Raw genomic sequence first — 18,951 nt, 5'->3', positions numbered from 1 at the left:
AATCTGTTATATTATGAAACTGATATTTATACGGCTCTTGGTCATATTCCTTTTCTCTAATATAGCTTTTTCCCAAAGCATTGCCATAAACGAAGTACTTGCGTCCAACACCTCTGTAAATCAGGATGAGGATGGAAACTATGAAGATTGGGTTGAATTGTACAACTACGGTGCGACACCCGTAAATTTAAGTGGCTTCGGACTCTCCGATGATGCTGCCTTACGACACAAATGGTCGTTCCCTGCTGTTACACTAAATCCGGGACAATACCTCCTGGTGTGGTGTTCCGACAAAAACAGAACCAATCCCGTAAATCCGCTACACACCAATTTCAAAATCAGTGCTGCCGGGGAAACGTTGTATCTTACCAATCAGTCAACCTTAACTTTAGCGACTTTTACGGCAATTTCATTACCCGACAATGTATCCTACGGAAAATTCCCCAACGGTACCGGAAACTATTTTTACTTTGATGTTCCCACGCCTGGACAATCCAATAATACTACTTCTTATTCAGGGGTGTTACCGGATCCTGTGTTTTCGGTGGCGGGAGGATTTTATACAACCAATAGAACACTCGGCATAACCAACACTGTAGCGGGAACCACCATTACCTATACGTTGGACGGTTCCGATCCCAGTACCACCAACTTGGCAGGAACCAATTACTCTTATAAAAACAGCTATCAGGAATTTGTTTCGGATTCAGACGGTCCTTTGTTGACCAACAATTACCGGTCCTTTACCTATTCCACTCCCATTTCCATAGCGGACCGTTCGCCACTTCCCAACGATTTGGCCAAGATGTCTTCTACGCATCATAATGTACCCTTTTATATCCCCACCGGACCTATTTTTAAAGGAACAGTGGTACGGGCTAAAGCCACTAAAACCGGATATATTCCCAGTAAAACCGTAACAAAAACGTATTTTATAACGCCTTCGGGCAGTAACCAGTTTTCTTTACCGGTAGTCTCCCTGAGTTTATCCGAAAACAAACTTTTTGATTATACCACAGGAATCTATGTAGCGGGGATAACTTTCGACATGTGGCGTGATGCCAATCCGTCGGTAAATGCAGACCCGTATAACTTTGATGCCAATTTCAGGCTGGAAGGCGATGCATGGGAACGCACCGGAAACATAAACTACTTCAAAAATGGGGTTGAAGTCCTTAACCAGGATATCGGAATCCGCGTTCATGGGGGATATTCACGAGGCTGGCAAAGCAAATCGTTGCGCCTTTTGGCACGTTCCGATTACGGAAAGGAAAGTATGGATTATCCGTTTTTCAATGATAGCGGTGAAAATTTAGCCGTTTTTAACCGATTGGTCTTGAGAAATGCCGGTGGTGACTTCTTCGACACCTATTACCGCGATGCCCTTGCCGATGAATTGATGAAAGGCACCGGTATGGAAACCATGGCCTATCAACCGGCAATTACTTTCATAAATGGGGAATACTGGGGAATATTGGGGATTCGTGAACGATTTGACGAATATTATTTCAAAAACGTAGTAGGGATAGATGAAGCGGATTTGGATTTCATGGAAAATAACCAAAGAGGCTCCGTGGGAAGTCATTACAACACCAATGTTTATAACTATCTAAATGCAAACTCACTGACAATACAGGCCAATTTCGATTACATAAAAACACAGATAGATGTAGACAATATGAGGGATTATTATATTGCCAACATTTATTTTGACAATACGGACTGGCCTCATTACAACACGGTGTTTTGGAGAAAAAAAACCGCCTATAACCCGAATGCCCTGTACGGATTGGACGGACGCTGGAGAGCAGCCATGAAGGATAATGACGATTGCTTCGGGTCAACAACAGGAGTCAACAACCACAATAATCTGGCAGTGGCCACCGATCCGAACAGTAACAACCCCGGTAATCCGCCGGAATCGACTTTAGTATTGCGAAGCCTGTTGGCTAATACCGCTTTTAAAAACGACTTCATCAACCGCTTTGCCGATTTAATGAATACCTACTATCTTCCGAGCCGTTTTTTAGCGGTTTCCGCAGCAATGAAAAACACACTCCAACCCGAAATGCAGCAGCATCTGGACCGATGGAAAGGAGCCGAATATGCATGGTGGGAAGAGAGCATCAACAATATGCATGAATTTGCAAACGAACGTCCTGATTATCAGCGCCAACACATCCGACAAAAATTCGGAATCAGCAGCAACATCAATGTCACACTTGAAGTGTCCAACCCAGTTCACGGATATGTCAAAATGAATACCGTTGATATCCTTGCTTCCACACCTGGAGTTCCAGCCACACCTTATCCTTGGACCGGTGTTTATTTTCACAACATCCCGGTAAAAGTAAAAGCCATCCCGCTTCCGGGCTACGCTTTTAGTAACTGGAGTGGTGCTTCCAACAGTACAAACGCCGAAATAACCATAACGCCGACTGCAAATATCACGTTAAGGGCTAATTTCGTCCCTACTACAAGTACAACAACCCCGAGAATAGTTTATTTCTGGACGATGAACACCGATATTCCAAATGATACCCCGTTGACTTCATTGGCCTCTACTTTTCCTTATACGCCTACCGGTAAAGGCACTATTCAATATCAGTCCTCGCTATCCGGATATCCTTTTACGAGTTCAAGTCCGAATTGGCGAAAAGCATCCATGGAACGAGCCAACAATCCCACTCCGCTGAACTATTACGCAGAAGTAAACAATAACATTGCTTATGCTTATTCCAATATGAGAGGCCTACAGGTTAGACCGCCTTTCCAGAGCGGAAGTTTGCAGAACACCATGATTTTTAACATGTCGACACTGAATTATAAAGACATCAAATTCGCCTTTGCCATTATTTCGGAAGTAGATGCCCCTACCGGAATCACCCTGGAATATGCAACAAACGCAGGTACACCCGTATGGACCACCGCAGGAATGACCACTTCCGCCTTTCCGATTTCGAGCACTTATCAGCGTGTCGAGGCCGATCTGAAAACGATTCCGACCGTAAACAACAATGCTAATTTCAAAATACGCCTTCGTTTCACTGGTCCCAACGTAACTGCGGATAACGAGAAAAAAGTCATCTTCAACAATATCAGCTTGGAAGGAGTGCAACAAACATTAACAACTGAAGAAAATACACTACCGGAATTTATTGTGTATCCAAACCCAATTACCGATGTATTACACATAAACCACCGATTAAGTCATTTAGATTACAAACTTTTCGGAATTGACGGGAAATTGATTGAAAACGGACCAATAGAAGGTGGCGAGATAAACCTGTCTCACTTAACATCGGGGTTGTATTTGCTCCAATTGGAAGGAGACGGCAAATCGGAAACCAAAAAAATTCTCAAACGATAATTCTGGCTGTCATCAATTCAAAAGGAGATGTAAAAAACAACTCCTTTTTTTTTAGAAACAGTTGCCATAAACTATTGTATTTTATCGTTTTTAACGGCATACAATCGAATATAATTAACTAACAGTAAGGTTATTAGTAAATTTGTTTAAAATCCGTGCATATGAAAAAAGTTACATTTTGGATACTAACCTTATTGGTTGTTCTAAGCTACAATCCAGTATTTGCACAAAGCATAACCATAAACGAAGTGCTTTCTGGTAATACATCCGTAAATCAGGATGAAAACGGAGATTATGAAGATTGGGTAGAAATATATAATTATGGATCCACGGCCGTGAATTTAAACGGCTACGGCCTTTCCGACGATCCGGCCTTACTGCACAAATGGTCATTCCCTGCCGTGACCTTAAATCCGGGGCAATACCTGTTGGTTTGGTGTTCCGATAAAAACCGAAGAACCGTGGGAAGCCCATTGCACACCAATTTTAAAATCAATGCCGATCCTGGTGAAACGCTGTACCTTACCAACCAGTCTACTCTAAATCTGGCAACTTTTCAGGCCATAGCACTGCCCGATAATGTTTCTTATGGAAAGTTCCCTAATGGAACCGGCAGTTATCTCTATTTCGATGTTCCCACACCGGGGCAGCCCAATTCAACTGCGGGCTATTCCGGAATATTAGAGCCTCCTGTATTTTCAAGAGCAGGGGGATTTTCCACAACCGGATTTAATCTAACACTTAGCAGTTCTACTTCGGGAACCACCATTATCTACACTTTAGACGGCTCCGATCCCGATCAGAATAATTTGAATGGAACCACCTATTCCTACAAAAACAAATACAGAGAAATGGTTGGGGATCAGGATGGCCCTTTATTGCAAAACAGTTATCGTTCTTTTACCTACAGCGGGTCAATTCCAATCACCGACCGTACGTCGCAACCTAACAAGCTGGCTGCAATGTCATCCACCCATCATAACATTCCTTTGTACATCCCCACTTTCAATATTTTTAAAGGGACTGTTGTAAAGGCTAAGGTTATCAAGAATGGTTTTATTCCCAGCAAAATAATCACCAGAACTTATTTTGTCACTCCCAACGGATCCAATGAATTTTCATTACCGGTGGCCTCTTTAAGTATATCCGAGAACAAGCTTTTTAATTATGGTAACGGTATTTTTGTGGCAGGGCAACTCTTCGACCTATGGCGGGAAGCAAATCCAACGGTGAATAGCACTAATTATAATTTCAATGCCAATTTCAGAGTTGAAGATGACCCTTCAGAACGCTCCGCAAATGTTAACTACTTTGTGAATGGTGTTGAGATTATAAATCAGGATATTGGATTCCGAATTAACGGTGGTAATTCAAGAGCCTGGCAAAGCAAATCCTTTCGATTGATTGCCGATTCCGATTATGGAAAGAAAACGATGAATTATCAATTTTTTGCCGACAAAAATTTAACTGTATTTAACCGTCTGATCTTACGAAACGGTGGTAGTGATTTTCCCAGTACCATGTACCGGGATGTGCTTGTCGATGAATTAATGAAAGGAACCGGTATTGAAAGTATGGCCTATCAACCCACAATATCCTTTGTTAATGGGGAATATTGGGGAATTTTACAACTTAGGGAGCGTATTGATAAATATTACTTCGAAAATCTGTGCGGGATTGAGGAAACCGAATTAGACTTGCTCGAAGACGATTTGAGAGTAGTGGAAGGGGACAGAATCCATTATAACAATATGACCAACTTTATGACCAACAACAGTTTGGCAATAGCAGCAAATTATGACTATATAAAAACACTGATGGACGTCGACAATATGAAGGATTATTATATTACAAACATATACACCGACAATTGTGACTGGCCGGAGTGGAATGCTACCTTATGGAGAAAAAGAACCACCTACAACCCTAATGCCTTATATGGATTGGACGGACGATGGCGGGCCGCCTTGAGGGACAATGACGATGCCTTTGGCTTTTCGAAAGGAAACAGCCTTCACGATAATTTAGCACAGGCCACAGCAGTTAACAGTACTACATACCCTAATCGGCCACCGTATACTTTGGTTCTCAGAAGTCTGTTGGACAATCCTACTTTCAAAAATGAGTTCATCAACCGTTTTGCCGATTTAATGAACACCTACTATCTTCCAAGCCGGGTAGTAGCGGTTTCCACGGCCTTGAGAAGTGGGTTTCAACCCGAAATGCAGGAACATATTAACCGATGGAAAGGTGTCAAATATCAAAGCTGGTTGGATGCCACCAACGCCATGCACACTTTTGCCAACACCCGCCCCGCCAATCAAAGACAGCACATCCGTCAGAAATTCGGAATCAGTAGCGATGTCAATGTAACCTTAAATGTATCCGATGAAGCGCATGGCTATGTCAAAATAAATACAATAGATATCCTTCCGTCTACACCGGGAGTACCGGCCGATGCTTATCCTTGGACAGGTATCTATTTCCACAATATCCCCTTAAAATTAAAAGCGATTCCAAAATCAGGCTTTGTTTTCAGTCATTGGAGCGGTGCCTCCAACAGTACTACAGCGGAAATAACTATTACACCAACTGCAGCTATTTCTGTGACAGCTCATTTCATTCCTGATACAAACACGAATACTCCTCAAATAATCTATTTCTGGCTCATGGATTCGAACATCGCTAACGACACCCCATTGACATCTCTTGCCCCAACTTTTATGGCTGGGCCGACAGGTTCGCTTCAGTTTCAGTCGTCTTTGGCAGGATATCCTTTTGACAGTTCTAGTCCGAATTGGCGAAAAGCATCAATGGAACGACGCAATCAGCCAACGCCTTTAAATTATTATCCGGGAGTAAATCAAAATATCGCCTATGTCAATTCGGACATGAAAGGAATTCAGGTTAAACAGCCTTTTCAAAGTAGCGGATTGCAAAATACCATGATTTTTAATCTTCCAACGACAGGCTATAAAGACATTAAATTTGCCTTGGCGGTTTTAGATGAAGGAGCTGCTACCGGAATTTCTTTAGAATATGCGGTAAACCCAGGTTCTCCGGTATGGATAACCACCGGGATGACTACCGCTGCCTTTCCGATTTCGGCAACCTATCAACGTATTGAGGCCGATTTTAGAACGATACCAACGGTAAATAACAATCCTAATTTTAAAATACGGCTTCGTTTCACCGGCCCGAACATGACAGAAGATACCGGAGAAAACGTTACCTTCAATAATATCAGTGTGGAAGGCGTGGTACAGACATTAGCCAGCGAAGAGAATGCCGTTTCCAATTTTATAGTGTATCCAAACCCAGTCACAGATATTGTTCATATCGCTCATCATTTAAACAATTTGAGCTACAGCCTTTTCGGAATAGACGGAAAATTAATTCAGAAGGGACAACTCAAAAATGATGAAATTAATCTGAACAATTTAACCGCAGGCATATACTTGCTGCAATTGGAAGGAGACGGAAAACTGGAAACAAAAAAAATCCTTAAACGGTAATTAGAAACAAGTAGCAGTTAAGCACAAGTAAGCACTAAAACACCTCTTTTTTGGGAGCGAAATGCAAATGTAATTCATCGTTTTTAACCGCATCGTGTCGGTAGCAATCTGTTGACAATTAAGTTATTGACTAACTTTATGTAAATTCTCTGCACATGAAAAAAATTACCTTTTGGATACTAACCTCAATGGTTGTTCTAAACTATGATCCGCTATTTTCCCAAAATATAGTCATTAACGAAATCCTGACGTCAAACAACACGTCCATAACCGACGAAAACGGAAGTCATGAAGATTGGATTGAATTGTATAACACCGGGTCAAATCCTGTAAATCTGCTGGGTCACGGTTTGTCTGATGATCCTGCCGCGTTGTTTAAGTGGACTTTCCCCAGCGTAACCCTGAATCCCGGGCAGTACCTGATTGTCTGGGCTTCCGATAAAAACAGAGCCATCGCCGGCAGCCCGCTCCACACCAATTTTAAACTCAGCGCTTCAGGTGAAACCCTTATACTTACCAATCCATCCGGAAATAATGTCGGTACCGTATCGCCTGTGGCATTACAATCTGATATTTCGTATGGAAGATTCCCAAACGGAAGCGGTCCTTATGTCTACTTTTCCACACCAACTCCCAATGCGGCCAACACGACAACCGGTTATTCTGAAGCATTAAGCCCCCCTGTATTTTCACATGCTTCCGAATTCAGAACAACGGGATTCAATCTTACGCTGACTTCCAACAGTCCGGGAGCAACCATCCTGTATACCTTGGACGGATCGGAACCCAATCAAAATAACCTAGGCGGAACCACTTACAGCTACAAAAGACGATATCCGGAAGATCCGGGGCAGCTGCCTGTAAATGAGTTTTTTCAAAACACTTTCCGTACACAGACCTACAGCGGTCCGATTGCCATTGCCGATCGCACATCACAACCCAACAAACTCTCCAATGTATCTACGACCTGGGATTATCAGCCGGACTATTTTCCGAACGGCCCAATATTTAAAGCTACCGTGGTCAAAGCAAAAGTCATAAAAACCGGCGCGATTCCAAGTGAAACAGTGACCAGAAATTATTTCATTTCTCCCCAAGGCGCAAATCGGTTTACCCTTCCGGTAGCTTCAATAAGCTTTAATGAAAATGAATTTTATGATTATGTTGATGGCATTTCTGTTGCCGGAAAAATCTTTGACGATTGGCGTGTGGATAATCCCGATGACGAAGCAGATAATGATGAAGCCAATTGGGGTCTGCATGGCGAAGCCACTGAACGTATAGCCAATCTGAACTATTTTGTGAACGGCGAGGAAAAAATCAACCAAAAAGTGGGTTTGCGGATCCACGGTGACCATTCGCGAATCTATCCGAATAAATCCCTGCGGGTATATGCAAGATCTGATTACGGCAATGATAAATTAGAGTATCCGCTGTTTTCCGACGAACCGTATACAGCTTACGAACGTGTACTCATTAAAAATCAGGGAGGCGACTGGAACAACACCATGTTCAGGGACTGTTTGTGTAATGAACTGGTGAAAGACCTGCGAATGGAAACCGAAGCACATCAACAGGTGATTACTGTTGTTAACGGGGAATACTGGGGAATCCAAGCCCTGCGCGAACGCTATGACGACAACTATTTTAAACTGGTATATGACATCGATGCCGTAGATTTACTGCATGATCATTATTCGATTGATGAAGGGGATCGCGTAGATTACCTTTCCTTTATCAATGAAATTGAGACCAGGGATTTATCGTTAAGCGCCAATTACACATATATTCAAACCCGAATGGATATTGAGAATTACATGGACTACCATATCAGCAACATCTTTTTAAATAACGACGATTGGGTAACTAACAATGTTGTCTACTGGAGAAAGAGAACGACATTAAATCCTAATGCCCCCTATCCTCATGATGGTCGCTGGCGTTGGGCCTTTCACGATGTGACCAGTACCTTTGACGATGCCGATTTCGATACTTTAGAAGATGCCACTACAACGGATGAAGATATTCATGCTGCTTGGTCAACACAGGTTCTCCGCAAACTTTTAACGAACGCTACTTTCAAAAATGACTTTATCAATCGTTTCGCTGATTTAATGAACACTAATTTTTTGAGCAGTAGAGTCGTTGCGCAGATAAATGCCATGGCTGCCGTTATCGCTCCGGAAATGAACGACCAGTATTTCCGATGGAAAGGCCCTGTAAATGATGGCGACTGGCAATACCACTTGAACCGTGAAAGAACGTTTGCAACAGAACGCCCTAATTACCAGCGTCAGCATATCAGACAAAAATTCAATATAAACAGCAACATCAATGCAACACTGGATGTTAATGATGCATCCCAAGGATATATCAAAATGAACACCATAAACATCAAATATGGTACACCGGGAATAACTGTAAATCCTTATCCATGGACAGGCGTGTATTTTCACAATATTCCTGTTAAGATAAAAGCCGTGGCTTTACCGGGCTATGTGTTCAGTCATTGGAGTGGTGCTTCTTCCAGTACCAGTGAAGAAATAACCATTACACCAACAGGCAATTTTTCTGTTACGGCACATTTTTCTCCGTCCGGAAATCCGAACCTTCCGCAGATTATCTATTTCTGGATGATGAATACCGACCTTCCAAACGATGTTCCGCTAACCGATATTGCCTCTACCTTTGAAGTCAGTTCTTCAGAAGGAAACCTGCATTATGAATCCTGTTTGGTGGGTTATCCTTTTGCTCCAGGTAATCCCAGCTATCGTAAAGCTTCCATGGAAAGACGAAATGAGCCTACTTCGATAAACTACTTCCCGGCAGCGAACCAGAATTTAACCTATGAAAATTCCAATATGAGGGGCATTCAGATAAAACAGCCTTTCAAAAGTGGCAATATGGAAAATGCAGTACAGTTGCATATTTCAACATTAGGCTATAAAGATATCAGGCTGGCTTTTGCAGTTATTGATCAAGGCGCGGCAACCGGCATTACCGTCGATTATTCCATTAACCCGGGAACTCCGGTCTGGATAACCACCGGAATGAGTACTTCTTCCTTCCCTATTTCAAACGTTTATCAGAAAGTGGAAATCGATTTTTCAGCTATTTCTGCGGTGAATCACAATGCAAATCTTAAACTTCGTATCCGTTTTACCGGACCCAACATGACTGCCGATACCGGAGAACAAGTTACTTTTAACAATATCAGCATTCAGGGAACTGCCGAAACATTAACTACCGATGAAAATGAATTGAACGGTCTGATTGTATATCCGAATCCGATAACCAATATCGTATATGTTTTGCCTCAATCCGAATCATTGGAATTTACCATTTACGGAATTGACGGAAGAAAAATTCAAAACGGAAAATTGTATAACAATGAAATTAATCTGTCGCAATTACCTTCAGGTATGTATATAATGCAGCTGCAGAATGAAGACGGAAAATCAACCGTGAGGAAAATAGTCAAAAAATAAAAACCTGATTTACACAACGGATGGGAAAGGCTGCAAGGCTTCTTCCCATTTTTTTATGTCGATTTCAAATGTTCTTTTAATTTTTGTTTTGTCCAATACACTGTATTTTGGTCTTCGGGCCGGTGTTGGAAATCCTGACGTCGGAATCGGATTCACCGTGATTGCGATTTTGTTGACTTCAAATATTTTTTGGGCGAAATCGTACCAGCTGCATTGTCCTTCGTTGCTGAAATTGTAAATCCCATACCTATTTGTTCCGATTGGCTGACCTTCACAAAAATATATCATCCCGACAAGTGCTTCAGCCAAATCAACGGCATTAGTTGGCGTGCCGATCTGATCATTCACTACCGATAAAGTATCTCTTTCAGCAGCTAATCGCAGCATGGTTTTCATGAAATTATTTCCGAATTGCGAATAGACCCAAGACGTTCTTATGATAAAATACTTTTCCCAGGTGTTCATTATTTCTGTCTCACCATCCAGTTTCGTTTGCCCGTAAACACCGGTTGGATTGGGAAGATCATTTTCCGAATACGGCTTTGATTGCTCTCCATCAAACACGAAATCTGTGGAAATATGAAGTAAAGTGGTATTGGCTTTTTTACAGGCCTCGGCTATATTTTTTGCTCCGATGACATTAACCGCGTGTGCTTTTTCCGTTTCACTTTCGGCTTTGTCAACCGCGGTATAGGCGGCAGTATTAATGCAAAACTGAGGTTTGTATTTTTCAAAGACAGACTCGCACATAACGTTATCTGCAATATCTAACTCGGAAGAAGAACAAAAAACGAAATCTATATCCTTATGTTTTTCGGATATGAACTGTAATGCCTGTCCCAATTGTCCATTGGCACCCGTAACCAGAACTACCATACTTTCTTTGCATTTTCAAGATTTGGTAACGTCATGTCTTTTTCGGAAATCAGCAATTCGTTTTGAGGAAAATTCCAATCAATGTTCAAAGCTGGATCATTATACATAATACCGCCTTCGGATTCCTTATTATAAAAATTATCACATTTGTAAAAGAAAGTAGCTGTTTCGCTCAATACAAGAAAACCATGAGCAAATCCTCTGGGTATAAACAACTGTCTTTGGTTTTCGGCCGATAAAATTTCTGCAACGTATTGACCGTGGGTTTCCGATTCCGGACGAATATCTACAGCCACATCCAAAACCTCTCCCTGCAGCACACGAACTAACTTTGCCTGCGCATGTTCCCCACATTGGTAGTGCAACCCGCGCAATACCCCTCTTGTTGAATACGACTGATTATCCTGAACAAAATGAGCTGATTGTCCGGTTCCGTTTTGGAATGTCTGTTCATTAAAACTCTCCATGAAATAACCACGGGAATCATTAATTATTTTAGGTTCCAGGATAAAACAACCGGATAATTTAGTAGGTATGAAATTCATTTTATTTTAAAAAATTCCTTGGGTATTACTGTTTATTAATTTGAAACTAAACTCATTAAATGCTTACCATAACCGCTTTTCAGCAATGGCGCGGCCAATGACTTTAACTGGTGTGCATCAATGAAACCCATTTTATAGGCAGCTTCTTCGATAGCTCCGATTTTTAATCCCTGACGTTCCTCGATTACCTCAACAAACTGTCCGGCCTGCATTAACGACTGGAATGTTCCGGTATCCAGCCAAGCCGTTCCGCGATCCAGTATACTTACCTGAAGCTTTCCTCTGTTCAGGTATTCTTTGTTTACATCGGTGATTTCCAATTCGCCACGATGGCTCGGTTTGATATTCGCTGCAATTTCCAGTACATCGTTGTCGTAGAAATAGATTCCCGGCACGGCATAATTGGATTTTGGCTGTTGCGGTTTTTCTTCAATGGAAAGTACCTTGCCATCAGCGTCAAAATCAACTACCCCATAACGTTCCGGATCGTGAACATGATAGGCATAAATAATTCCGCCGTTCGGATTGTTATTGGCCTGAAGCAATTCTGCCAATCCGGTTCCGTAGAAGATATTATCCCCTAAAATCAGTGCTACTTTATCGTTACCAACAAATTCTTTTCCGATAATGAACGCTTCCGCCAATCCGTTTGGATGTTCCTGAACAGCATATTCAAAACGACAGCCTAAATTGCTTCCGTCCCCCAACAATTGTCGGAACAACGGTAAATCATGCGGCGTTGAAATTATCAGGATTTCACGGATTCCTGCCCACATCAACGTTGAAAGTGGGTAGTAAATCATTGGTTTATCGTAAATAGGCATCAATTGCTTGCTTACCGCCAATGTTAATGGATGCAAACGCGTTCCTGAGCCTCCGGCTAATATAATTCCTTTCATAAACTACAATACGTATATATATTTTTCGAGATACCAGGTAATGGTTTTACGGATTCCTGTTTCGAAATTTTCATCGGCTTTCCAGCCTAATTCTGTCTCAATCTTTGTCGCATCAATGGCATAACGTAAATCGTGCCCCGGACGGTCTTTCACAAAAGTGATTTGGTCCTGGTATCTGCCTTCCGTTTTTGGCTTCAGTTCGTTCAACAGTTCACAAATGGTGTTGGCAATGTACAGATTGTTTCGTTCGTTTCTTCCGCCTACATTATAAGTCTCACCCGATTTTCCTTTATGGAAAGCCAGTTCGATTCCTTTGCAATGATCCAGTACATACAACCAGTCGCGTACATTTTTCCCGTCTCCATAGATTGGGATATTCTCTCCTGTAATCGCTTTGCGGATAATGGTTGGAATCAGTTTCTCATTGTGCTGTTTGGGCCCGTAATTGTTAGAACAATTTGTGGTAACCACGTCCATTCCGTACGTGTGGAAATAACTTCTCACGATCATGTCTGATGATGCTTTTGAAGCCGAGTACGGGCTGTTAGGAGCATATGGTGTGGTTTCAGAAAACAAACCGGTCTCTCCCAAAGTTCCATAAACCTCATCGGTAGACACATGGTGAAAACGGCAATTTTCATAACCTGATTTATATTGGTTCGGAGCACTCATCCAATGTTTTCTGGCCACATCCAGAAGATTGAATGTTCCTATTACGTTGGTTTTGATGAAAGCTTCCGGTCCTGAAATCGAATTGTCAACATGACTTTCGGCTGCAAAGTGAATCACATCTTTAAAATCATATTCCTGAAACAATTGTTCGATAAAAGAACGATCGCAGATATCACCTTTAACAAAGGTATATCTTGGATGATTTTCTACTTCCTTTACATTCTCCAGGTCTCCGGCATAAGTCAATAAATCAAGGTTTACGAGATGGTACTCCGGATTGTTTTCTATAAAATAAGGCACGAAATTGGCCCCGATGAATCCGGCACCGCCTGTCACTAAAACATTCTTCATTAGATTAGGTTTCTTTTTTTCAATTGTCTTCTGTAAAAACTTCTCAATAACCCCAGCGCCACAAAGATCCCTATGAACAAAACCGGTATGATCAATTTCATTTTCCCGTTTACCATTTTATTGTTTTGAACGTTTAAGGTATAACTGCTTTCTTTTACGATTTTATCGGAAGTAACCAGCTCCAATCGTCTATTTCCTTGTTCAGTGATTAACGCCTCTTTTGTTTTAAGTACATCATTCAACTGCGTATTTTCATTGTAATAAACCAATTTATCACTTTTCTGATTATTGCTTACCGCATTTGAAAACTGATTCATCACCCCATTAATCTGTCTGATGATGCTATCGTTTTCCTTGATTTTTAAATTGATGTTATTAAGGCTTTCTTTTTGAATCTTCTGATAGAATTCACTTTCATTCAAATAATTCAATAGAGGTTTAAGGGTCATTTCCTCTGTAGTCATCCCTTTTGTAGTGAAAGAAATGGTGTGAAACGTATAGTTTTTACTCGTAACATTTTCTTCAACTACTTTCTTTAAATCACCGTCTTCGGCCATTAACTTCAGCATTTCAAAATTCTGCTCGTTGTTGTTAATGAAACGGTAAACATCTACAATAGGTTCTACGGCTATTTTAGATAATTTCTTCGGGCTCTTAATTCCGATCTGTTTTAAGAAAACACTGTCGCCTTCAATAATTTTAGCGTTGATTAGCGCAATCTTTGAATACAAATAATCCGTACTTCCGAAATTAGGTATCACAATTACCTGATGATCATAAACTTTGGTGTTTTTGTCTAAATAAAAACCCAATCCGGCACCAACAACGAATAAAATTCCGATGACTACGATGTTTCTTCGGATAAATAAAATTCCGTCAAACAACCAATCGATAAACGACTGAATCTTATCTCCAATTTTTTTCGAAAGTTGACTTAAATCAATTTCCTGATCATTTGGGTTGATCTGAGGGCTATTGCTCATAAAAATGAATTAATGTATGTTAAAAATCTGTTCTAATATTTTAATTGTAATAAGGTATGTTGGTTTTACACCGGTGGTTCCTAATCCTCCCGACGCCAGTGTACTTCCCGTTTCCAAAGGATTATCCGAGGCATAATAAGCATAACGCACTTTTACGTTCGGATTGATGCTCTTGCGTATTTTGGATGCCGACTGTACCGCTTTCTGATAATAGGCACCTTCCATTTCCAGTCCGATGGCTCCCCAGGTCGAATCATGGAAGAACTGCAATAAATCTTTGTTCTGAAGTGATGTTCCCAGAACCGTAACCATTGGTCCGGCAAAAACAGGAATACCGTTTCCTTCAAACATTGCTGCTGTCAATTCGTTTTCAAACGGATAATTATCGGCCGTTCCTTCATTCACGTGGGCATTTGGAATCATGATGTCGCCTTTTCCGCCTTGTAGGATTCCGGCTTTACCCATAATGGAAACCGACTCCACATTCAGGAATATTTTTCCGGTTGCTGTTTTATACGGTTTCAGCAACTCATCGATTGTTTCAAAAGCCTGCTCACCAAAAGCATAATCCATTACAATCAGAACCGGATGTTCTTTCCCGAATTTCGCATTTGGAAACGCTGATTTCTTCAGGTTGAATTTCGCCGTATCAAAAATCTGAACATCGATATTGGTTCCTGAAGTGTCCGGCAAGGATATCATTCCGTGCTGTAACGCAAATTCTTCCACTTTCTTGCGCAAGACATCGTTTCCTGATTTGCTCAAATCCTCAAAAATCTGAAAATCGTCGCCTCCTTTGTATTTGCTTCCCAGAACCGGTTCGGCAAAAATCGAATTCATTACACTGTGCATGTTCGCACTGATAATGTGAATCGGACGTGTCAACAAATCGTTCCTCTCTAAAACTTCCTTTATATTGTTGGCCCAGATTTCCCCGTAAATATGATGCCCCAAACGTTCTCTTAAAATCGGACTGAACGTAATGGTTCTTTTATTGTTGTCTGCAATCTCCTCAATGGCCAGTTTCCCTAACCAATAGATGACATGCAGAAAACGATCCGGTTTTTCCTTGGTACCGAAACTTTCATAAATATCGATGACCTCGGCGAAAGTTCTTCCCAAAATACTCGACGCGTGCGAAATGGCTTTTTCACGGTCAATTAACGTTAATTTTTTATTCTGTAGAACAACCTGTTCCAATTTCTCCCAATCGCGGGTTAATCTTCCTTCTTCGTCAATCATCACACGGTCTTTGATTTTGTGCGATTCGATGAAGATGAAGGTCAAATGGGTTAAAATGTCATAAATGTCCGAACGTCCTCTCGTGATTTCAATGTTCATCTGTTCGTCGTCAATGCGGTAACAGTTTCTCTTTCTTTTCGGAGGGACGATAGGCTGAAAATGCGATTTCGAATAACCTTCATCGGAAGTTAAATTGATGTAACGGCACTCTTCAATTCCTACCGGAAGTCGTTCAATAACATATAACAATCCGTTTAATTCTACCTTCTCTTCGGCGATGGAACCGTAAATTTCAGGTCGTAACGATAATAATGCTTCCCGTAAAGTTTCACCTGAAACTCCCATCGGTTTATAAAAACCGCGGTTAAACAAATGACGCATGGTAATGTACAGTCGTTCAATAGCTGCTGACGACTCTTGCGCTCTTGAGCGCGAAATGTTCTTTAATTCTTTCATGAACTTTTTATATTTCTAACCCACAAATATAGTTTTTTATTTATTAGTTGGTGAGGATTAGATTTATTGCAGGTTCAAAGACTTTTCCAAGAGACGAACCATCATTATTACTTGTTTGTTTTAACCACTTTCCTCCCAAGAATGTGTATAAAAAATCCCTTTGTGTATAATTGTACAAAATGAAGGGAAAATAGGTTGGCTGCAATTTTACTTTTTGCGTATTGCCGTCGACTATTTTGTTTTCCTTTTTATTGCTTTCAATCATTAATTTTTCGAAGGAGACAAAGATTCCGGAAACAGGCATTGTCAAATTAAATTCGGAAACATCTATTTTATGATTTATCACTCCTTTTTTTATCGGAATTATGAAATCTTTTCCCAAGAGATCTTCTCCGGGAGAACCGTCTTCAGCTGTGGCATAAATATGGATTTTGAGTGTGGCGTTTTCGATCCCGCTGTCGGTTTGAATAGTCACTTTTTTTATAAACCTTGTTTTTTTATAAGACGGATCGTAAGGGAAAAACTTTGCATCCATCCTCGGCCCGTTATCAAAGGCCTGGAGAAACCCGCTTTCGGTGTTGCCGATCTCCCGTACTTTCGTTTCTTTTTTGTTTACAACAACAACTTCCTTCAGATTGTAAGAGGTTGCTTTTAACTTCACAACCGAAGCTTCCGAAGCTTTTACAATTCTCTTTTCAAAACCCAAAGACGAAAAAATGAGGTTTTTGTTTTCATCCGAAACCTTAATTTCAAACTGACCGTTTTCTTCGGAAGTGGTACCGATATTCTCGTTTTCCGCCCATACACTTACATACGGAATCGGTTTATTGTTTTCGTCTACAACAATGCCTTTAGTTTGTGAAAAAACGGAAAAACCAAGTAAAAACAACAGTAAAAAAAATCTGCCTTCCATCATCTTTACTCTATGCTCTGGTTAATGAATCCGCAATTTCTCTGTCATTGCAAAGTCTTGGGAGCTTATTCTGCCCACCCAGTTTACCAATGGATTTCATGTACTCCTGAAACCCGTTTTTAGGAACTTTCGTGATTACCAGCGTGCGCAAAACGTGGCCTGCAATCAGATCATCATAATATACATTTTGTTTTCTCATGGCCTGATCGATTCTTAAGGCGAATTCGTCAAAGTTATCAGGTTCGTTTTCAAATTCAATGAACCATTCGTGATAGGGCAAACCTTCTGTAGGGCTAACTTGCGGTGCAACGGTAAATTCGTTTATGTGTACTTCGGTTCCTTCCATCGCCTCTTGCATAGCCGCTTCCACCTCTTTTCCGATAACGTGTTCACCAAAAGCGGAAATATAATGCTTGATGCGGCCGGAAACAATGATTCGATACGGTTTTAAGCTGGTAAACTGAATGGTGTCTCCGATATTATAAGCCCAAAGCCCTGCATTGCTTGATAAAATCAACACATAATTAATACCCAATTCCACTTCGCCAATGGTGTGGCGTTTCGGGTTTTCGGTAAAAAATTCTTCGGATTTGATGAATTCATAGAAAATTCCGGAATTCAACAACAGTAACATGCCTTTTTCCTTTTGAGAATCCTGATAGGCGAAAAAACCTTCGGATGCCGGGAACAACTCTATGGAGTCGACTTTTCTTCCGATTAGGCTTTCGAATTTGGCGCGGTAGGGTTCGTAATTTACCCCGCCATAAATAAACAGATTGAAATTTTTAAAAAGTTCCCCGACCGGTTTCTCGGCTTTGGCCTTCAATTTCTCGAAGTACATCTGTACCCAAGACGGAATGCCCGAAATAACCGCCATGTTTTCATGGAACGTTTCTTCCACTACGGCGTCAACTTTCGTTTCCCAATCCTCTATGCAATTGGTTTCCCAACTCGGCATGCGGTTTTTCTGAAGATACTTTGGTACATAATGCGCTACAATTCCTGAAAGCCTACCCAGTTTGATTCCGTTTTTCTCTTCCAGTATCGGACTTCCCTGGAGAAAAATCATTTTCCCGTCTACAAAATTGGCGTTTCCGGTTTCGTGTATGTAACTTAAAATTGCGTTTCTGGCCGCTTCGATATGATAAGGCATTGACTCCTTGGTAAGCGGAATGTATTTCGCCCCGGAAGTCGTTCCTGATGTCTTTGCAAAATAAATAGGTTTCCCTTTCCAGAGGATATTTTCTTCTCCTTTTACCATGCGGTCCACATACGGACGTAAGGCTTCATAATCCCGAACCGGGACTTTTTGGGCAAAATCCGCAACTGTTTTTATTTCCGAAAAATGGTGGTCTTTACCAAATTGCGTCTGTTTCGCATCGGCTATCAATTTCTCGAAAACCTGTTGTTGGGTCGCAATCGGATTGTTCGCCCATTTTTGCGTTTTTTGATAAATGATCGCCGCGAACTGTTTGGCTAAAAAAGCTTTTAAAGACATTTGGTCAGGTATTTGGAAATTTATTTTTAAGGGCTTTTTCTGTTGAAAAAAGAATAAAGAAAACCGCTAATAGCGGAAACAAGATTCCGGGAATCAACGCCATTTTTCCATCCAACTTTATAAACAATCCTAAAAAGGAGGAA

Annotated in this window: 11 protein-coding genes; 3 read left to right on the top strand and 8 right to left on the bottom strand. The window is 41.1% G+C overall.

Annotated features, from left to right (window positions below):
• The first annotated feature begins 13 nt into the window (after positions 1–13).
• The 3 genes from VLB74_RS06685 to VLB74_RS06675 all read left to right on the top strand — a co-directional run bounded on the left by VLB74_RS06685 (position 14) and on the right by VLB74_RS06675 (position 10,373).
• Positions 14–3,370 carry a CotH kinase family protein gene (locus VLB74_RS06685; protein ID WP_325202682.1) on the top strand — a complete coding sequence of 1,119 codons (3,357 nt, stop codon included), beginning with the start codon at positions 14–16 and terminating at the stop codon, positions 3,368–3,370.
• Between the two features lie 161 nt (positions 3,371–3,531).
• Complete coding sequence (locus tag VLB74_RS06680) at positions 3,532–6,885, top strand: CotH kinase family protein (protein WP_325202681.1); 3,354 nt, start codon at positions 3,532–3,534, stop codon at positions 6,883–6,885.
• A gap of 155 nt (positions 6,886–7,040) precedes the next feature.
• The gene (locus VLB74_RS06675; protein ID WP_325202680.1) at positions 7,041–10,373 is read left to right on the top strand and encodes a CotH kinase family protein; all 3,333 of its coding nucleotides are present in this window, start codon (positions 7,041–7,043) and stop codon (positions 10,371–10,373) included.
• A gap of 9 nt (positions 10,374–10,382) precedes the next feature.
• On the opposite strand, the gene rfbD is transcribed toward VLB74_RS06675, so the two are convergent.
• Genes rfbD through VLB74_RS06635 form a run of 8 tightly spaced genes read right to left on the bottom strand, consistent with a single transcriptional unit; the run spans position 10,383 to position 18,808 of the window.
• Positions 10,383–11,249 carry a dTDP-4-dehydrorhamnose reductase gene (rfbD, locus tag VLB74_RS06670; protein ID WP_325202679.1) on the bottom strand — a complete coding sequence of 289 codons (867 nt, stop codon included), beginning with the start codon at positions 11,247–11,249 and terminating at the stop codon, positions 10,383–10,385.
• Entirely contained in the window at positions 11,243–11,794 is a 552-nt protein-coding gene (rfbC, locus tag VLB74_RS06665; RefSeq protein WP_325202678.1) for a dTDP-4-dehydrorhamnose 3,5-epimerase, read from the bottom strand. The genes rfbD and rfbC overlap by 7 nt, the downstream gene beginning before the upstream one ends.
• Before the next feature lie 35 nt (positions 11,795–11,829).
• Entirely contained in the window at positions 11,830–12,693 is an 864-nt protein-coding gene (gene rfbA, locus VLB74_RS06660; protein ID WP_325202677.1) for a glucose-1-phosphate thymidylyltransferase RfbA, read from the bottom strand.
• 3 nt (positions 12,694–12,696) lie between these two features.
• Entirely contained in the window at positions 12,697–13,716 is a 1,020-nt protein-coding gene (gene rfbB, locus VLB74_RS06655; RefSeq protein ID WP_325202676.1) for a dTDP-glucose 4,6-dehydratase, read from the bottom strand.
• Positions 13,716–14,699 (bottom strand): hypothetical protein, encoded by a 984-nt coding sequence (locus VLB74_RS06650; RefSeq protein ID WP_325202675.1) that lies wholly within the window; start codon positions 14,697–14,699, stop codon positions 13,716–13,718. The genes rfbB and VLB74_RS06650 overlap by 1 nt, the downstream gene beginning before the upstream one ends.
• A gap of 9 nt (positions 14,700–14,708) precedes the next feature.
• A complete protein-coding gene (locus VLB74_RS06645; protein WP_325202674.1) occupies positions 14,709–16,397 on the bottom strand; it encodes a DUF6909 family protein in 1,689 nt (562 codons plus the stop codon).
• Between the two features lie 43 nt (positions 16,398–16,440).
• Positions 16,441–17,313 (bottom strand): carboxypeptidase-like regulatory domain-containing protein, encoded by an 873-nt coding sequence (locus tag VLB74_RS06640; protein WP_325202673.1) that lies wholly within the window; start codon positions 17,311–17,313, stop codon positions 16,441–16,443.
• 7 nt (positions 17,314–17,320) lie between these two features.
• Entirely contained in the window at positions 17,321–18,808 is a 1,488-nt protein-coding gene (locus VLB74_RS06635; protein WP_325202672.1) for a GH3 auxin-responsive promoter family protein, read from the bottom strand.
• Positions 18,809–18,951: the final 143 nt, after the last annotated feature.

This window comes from Flavobacterium sp. (genome assembly GCF_035456225.1).
Lineage (GTDB): Bacteria > Bacteroidota > Bacteroidia > Flavobacteriales > Flavobacteriaceae > Flavobacterium.
This window is presented reverse-complemented; position numbering and strand designations above follow the sequence as displayed.

What these genes read in the sequence shown, in the direction of transcription:
- VLB74_RS06685 (WP_325202682.1), top strand. Translation starts at nt 14, where the DNA reads ATGAAACTGATATTTATACGGCTCTTGGTCATATTCCTTTTCTCTAAT.
- VLB74_RS06680 (WP_325202681.1), top strand. Translation starts at nt 3,532, where the DNA reads ATGAAAAAAGTTACATTTTGGATACTAACCTTATTGGTTGTTCTAAGC.
- VLB74_RS06675 (WP_325202680.1), top strand. Translation starts at nt 7,041, where the DNA reads ATGAAAAAAATTACCTTTTGGATACTAACCTCAATGGTTGTTCTAAAC.
- rfbD (WP_325202679.1), bottom strand. Translation starts at nt 11,249, where the DNA reads ATGGTAGTTCTGGTTACGGGTGCCAATGGACAATTGGGACAGGCATTA.
- rfbC (WP_325202678.1), bottom strand. Translation starts at nt 11,794, where the DNA reads ATGAATTTCATACCTACTAAATTATCCGGTTGTTTTATCCTGGAACCT.
- rfbA (WP_325202677.1), bottom strand. Translation starts at nt 12,693, where the DNA reads ATGAAAGGAATTATATTAGCCGGAGGCTCAGGAACGCGTTTGCATCCA.
- rfbB (WP_325202676.1), bottom strand. Translation starts at nt 13,716, where the DNA reads ATGAAGAATGTTTTAGTGACAGGCGGTGCCGGATTCATCGGGGCCAAT.
- VLB74_RS06650 (WP_325202675.1), bottom strand. Translation starts at nt 14,699, where the DNA reads ATGAGCAATAGCCCTCAGATCAACCCAAATGATCAGGAAATTGATTTA.
- VLB74_RS06645 (WP_325202674.1), bottom strand. Translation starts at nt 16,397, where the DNA reads ATGAAAGAATTAAAGAACATTTCGCGCTCAAGAGCGCAAGAGTCGTCA.
- VLB74_RS06640 (WP_325202673.1), bottom strand. Translation starts at nt 17,313, where the DNA reads ATGATGGAAGGCAGATTTTTTTTACTGTTGTTTTTACTTGGTTTTTCC.
- VLB74_RS06635 (WP_325202672.1), bottom strand. Translation starts at nt 18,808, where the DNA reads ATGTCTTTAAAAGCTTTTTTAGCCAAACAGTTCGCGGCGATCATTTAT.